Annotated in this window: 8 protein-coding genes; all 8 read left to right on the forward strand. The window is 39.7% G+C overall.

The window, feature by feature from the left end:
• On the forward strand, positions 1-1,091 hold a 1,091-nt coding region (locus JHC30_03980; protein MCI4463313.1), incomplete at its 5' end, for a hypothetical protein.
• Between the two features lie 12 nt (positions 1,092-1,103).
• On the forward strand, positions 1,104-1,823 hold the full coding sequence (locus JHC30_03985) for a hypothetical protein (GenBank protein ID MCI4463314.1): 720 nt from the start codon (positions 1,104-1,106) through the stop codon (positions 1,821-1,823).
• Positions 1,824-1,841: 18 nt separating this feature from the next.
• Positions 1,842-2,255 (forward strand): hypothetical protein, encoded by a 414-nt coding sequence (locus JHC30_03990; GenBank protein MCI4463315.1) that lies wholly within the window; start codon positions 1,842-1,844, stop codon positions 2,253-2,255.
• Positions 2,256-2,278: 23 nt separating this feature from the next.
• Positions 2,279-2,653 (forward strand): hypothetical protein, encoded by a 375-nt coding sequence (locus JHC30_03995; GenBank protein MCI4463316.1) that lies wholly within the window; start codon positions 2,279-2,281, stop codon positions 2,651-2,653.
• A 20-nt stretch (positions 2,654-2,673) separates the two neighbouring features.
• The gene (locus tag JHC30_04000; protein ID MCI4463317.1) at positions 2,674-3,060 is read left to right on the forward strand and encodes a hypothetical protein; all 387 of its coding nucleotides are present in this window, start codon (positions 2,674-2,676) and stop codon (positions 3,058-3,060) included.
• Between the two features lie 153 nt (positions 3,061-3,213).
• A complete protein-coding gene (locus tag JHC30_04005; protein ID MCI4463318.1) occupies positions 3,214-3,423 on the forward strand; it encodes a hypothetical protein in 210 nt (69 codons plus the stop codon).
• A 17-nt stretch (positions 3,424-3,440) separates the two neighbouring features.
• Positions 3,441-3,812 carry a hypothetical protein gene (locus tag JHC30_04010; GenBank protein ID MCI4463319.1) on the forward strand — a complete coding sequence of 124 codons (372 nt, stop codon included), beginning with the start codon at positions 3,441-3,443 and terminating at the stop codon, positions 3,810-3,812.
• Positions 3,813-3,837: 25 nt separating this feature from the next.
• On the forward strand, positions 3,838-4,071 hold the full coding sequence (locus tag JHC30_04015) for a hypothetical protein (GenBank protein MCI4463320.1): 234 nt from the start codon (positions 3,838-3,840) through the stop codon (positions 4,069-4,071).
• Positions 4,072-4,150 lie beyond the last annotated feature (79 nt).

Genomic DNA, 4,150 nt, shown 5'->3' on the forward strand with positions numbered 1-4,150 from the left:
GGACGCATAGTGAAAGGACGATAAATGTTTTTAAGCAGATATTGCCATATCTTAAAAAGATTTTCAAGAAGCGTAGTGCAAAGAAACCGCAGATTAAAGTGTCTCTATGTTTCGGTGCTGATCCAGAATTCGAATTGACTTATCGTGGCAAAGTAGTCAGTGCATCAGGTGTTATCGATGGTGGAACATCTTCGTATGAAGAAATTGGTCGTGATGGCGCTGGGAGCCAAGTGGAAATTCGTCCAGCGCCATCTGGTAACATTGAAAGATTTGTTAGGAATTTTAGAAAGATCTTAGTGAAGTTTGCGAGAGAGTACCCTGGGTATAGTCTTATTGCCCAGGGTGATGTGTTTCCATTGGGAGGGCACATTCATTTATCAGTGCCCCCCAATGGGGATATATTGAAGCTTTTAGACAACTGGATTGGGAAATGGACAATTAATCTTAGTGGTTATGCGAGAGGTAGTTATAAGAAGATGAGTGCTTATGAAACAAAGCCCTGGGGGTTCGAGTATCGCACACCCCCAGCGGCCATTTTTCTTAGACCAGAGGTGCTATCTTCGGTATTGCGGATTATCAAAGCGGTGATTATGGCATATTTTTCTCGTGAAGGAGTTGCATTAGAGCCATGCGATGAAGAAATTGATCGTTTGAATATAAGAGCGGAGTGGCAGATATTGCAGGAGTTTATTGCAAATTATCTCACAATAGACAAAGATGTATTGAAAAATTGGAGGGTTAGGCGTTATCGGCCTAAACCCAGAGTGGACATTTTCTTCTATGATGATTGGTCGAGCGATATTAGAATATTTGTCCGATTGAAATTAGCTGAGAAAATAAACAAAGTGGCAAATAGATTAAACAAGAAGGGAATATACAGATTGATCCTTTTCGGATTTAAGGAAGCAAGGGGCAATGTGTGCAATTTCAAGTCCCAAATATTCGAGTATATCGATTTCGTTTATACCTCTGATAAGAGAGAGCGAGCATTTGGATTGCCATATTCGGTGAGAGTTGGAGAATTGACTGAGGAATTGAAAGAGAAGTGGATGAGAATAATTGACGAAATTGTAATGAATTTATTAAGCTAAAGGAGGTGGAGTATGTGCATAATTGCTGTGAGTTTGAGTGGCGAGAGGTTCACCGAGGAAGAGCTAAAGAAAATGTGGGACAGTAACCCCCATGGTGCGGGGGTTGCTTGGTTGCAGGGGAAGAGAGTAAAAGTGATAAAGGGGATAATGAGCTATGAGGGATTAGTCGCAGTATATGAAAAAATTCCAGAAGGAGCAGTGCACGCATTGCATTGTAGATTAAGGTCAGCTGGGGAGATATTGCCCCAGCTGACACATCCGTTCAGAGTGGACAAATTGGATACCTTAAGATTGAAGTATACCGCAGAGGCTGTACTGTTTCATAACGGTACAGTCTCGGATTGGCGCAGTATGTTTATTGCCGTTTTGTCCGCATTTACTCAAAGACAAAGAGAGCAAATATTATCATTGAAAAATCTTTCAGATACTTATGTTGCCAGTTTATTAGTCAACAGATTTGGGATTGGGATTTTGAAACATATAGAAGCATTCAGTAGTAAGTGGCTGATTTTTAAAGCGGAGCCAGTTTTTATTGGTTCATGGGATGAAGATAAAAAGAGAGGAATGAAGTTCAGCAATATGTCTTGGAAGTACGGCATTGTCTATAGTAATGTAGGGTCACGATATACCTATACCTATAGAGGGTTAGCGAGTAGTTGGAGAGGAAACAGTTGCGATGTGTGTGGAATAGGCAATGTGAAGAAAGATGATGATGACGATTATGAATACTAAATTGAAGGGGGTGAAAAAATGAAAGTGGTGGAGTTAGTAAAAAGACACATTGACCCAAAAACATTTTGGAAAAGTTCAATAAAGGAGCAGAAACAGATATTGCAAAGTCTATTTACGGAGATATGCAAATTGTATGGGATAAATAATGTAAAGTTTGAAGTGCGGATTAATCCAATTCTGTATTGTGCAACGGGAGGTGGTTGCTATGATCCAGTGACAAAAAGGGTTTATTTGTTCAAAGTTTCATTGATGACTTTCCTACATGAGATTGCGCATTTATTAGGGTTTGATGAGGAAGAGGCGGTGTTATGGGCGCATAAAGTGTTCTATTGTGCATTCCCTAAATTGTATTTAAAGAATGTTCAAAGTGGCAAATTTTTCCATATCGTGCCATTGGAAGCATTAGAAAAATTTGATGAGTGTTTAAAATAAAAAAAAACAGAGGAGGTGGGACTATGCAAAAAGTAGTAGAGAGGTTCGGTAACATTGAGGTAACGATTGAAGAGGCAAAGAGGGGGTACTATGTTGAGTGGGGTAAGTATGTAGTGAAAGTGGGGTATCCGTACAATGCCAGAATGGCGGTCTTCGCATTGTCTCAAATTGAGAATGATCTTTTTGAGCAAGGTTTCATTGAAACAATGCTTGATTGGAAAGAGGAAGATTGGAAACTGTGGGATCCGTATCGTACATTTGAGAAAGCGGAGTATTCCATTTTCCATAAGGACGGGTATAGGATTGATTTAGAGGTCAGAATGATTTGTTTACCTAAGCAAAACAGATTTAAAGTGTATGTACGGGGCTTTTTAGGAGTGTATGTACCGCTTGAATAAAAAAGAGAGGAGGTGGGACAATGCCAAAGGGGATATTATATGAGCTGTTCGATTATCCATTTGTATATTTACTCTACCGCCCAGATGACAAGCGGGCGGTAGTTTTAGTGGAAGATGGGGAGTATGCAATGAAGAGTAAATATCCTAAATTGCGATTATTGGAAGAAAGGGCAGTGTTAGTAGTATTGCCTTTTTGGACTTATCCAAGTCGGACAATGTTAGATCGAGCAAGGAAAGTAGAGGAGATTGATACAGTGACTACTGAGAAAATTTTCGCATTTGCAGAAAGTTTTCCATTGTTCAAAATTGATGAGTACACATATCATAAGATGAGAGAACTAAGCGATGCAACTTTAGAGGGGATAATGGAGATTGTAGAAGAAGCTGAGAGTGCATATACAGAATAGCCTAAATGCCCCTGTACCTTAGCGGTGCAGGGGCTGAGGGCAGGGAGGTGGAGCAGTGGTGAAGTGTCGAGATCCATGCTAATCGAGCTAAAGAGCTAAAGAGCGAAGGAGCGAAAGATTGATAAAAAAGGGGAATAACGAAGGAGGGGGAAAATGCGAAGAAATTTAATTGAGTTAGTGCGGAAATTTAAGCAAGATTTTGTCGAATTGGAAATAGGGGTAATGTTTATTACGGAGAAAGACTTTAATCGAATGAAAGAATATTTAGAAGAATTCCGAAAGACTTTAGAGCGCTATTTAAACGAAGCATTAGTATTAGAAGAGAAAATTAAAGAGAAACAAAAAATGTTGAAGATTGAATAATTAGAGGAGGTGGAGCTATGGATGGTAGGGAAATTAAAAAAATTCTGAAGAGATATTATCCGAAAGCAACATTTCGAGTAAAAGTGTCCAGAAATAGGTTTGATAAGGCCATAGACATTTATACGGATCTTCTTCGTTACACTTTCGAGGTTGCAAGTAGGCATAGAGATTTAGAGTTAAAACTTCAGAGTGATGGATTGCAAGGGAAAGAAGCGGAAGAATATGAATTTTTAGAGCAATTGAAAAAAGAAGATGAAGAGCTTAGAAGAAACATAGAGAAGATTTTACAAAAACATGGTATTGAAGAAGTGATTTATAGAGATGAGCGGACTGACGAAATATTGAGCGGGTGCAATGTTTTCATTTTTATAAGACCATTACAAGCTTAAAATAAAAAACAGAGGAGGTGGGACTATGCGTATCAGCAAGAAGGAGCCATTTAAGTGGTTTGCAGACAACTTTGGGGTAGGTGGGCTTTGCAACTATACCGATGAGCAAGCGCAGGACATTTTACGGGGGCTAAGGTTAATCTTGGAGAATTGCGGGTATACGGAGCTGGAGTGGGTAGGAAAGTTCTTGCAAAAATTAAGTGATGCGCCTAAGACTATGGAGCGGTTTCTGAATGAGTTAATAGAAAGAGGGTATTAATTGAGTGTGCCGTCCCCCTTTGCGGGGGGCGGGGAGGTGGAGCCAAATTTAGGAAAGGGGGTGAGATTATGTAAACAGA

The sequence above is a fragment of the Caldisericum sp. genome, from assembly GCA_022759145.1.
In the GTDB taxonomy this organism is placed as follows: Bacteria; Caldisericota; Caldisericia; order Caldisericales; family Caldisericaceae; genus Caldisericum.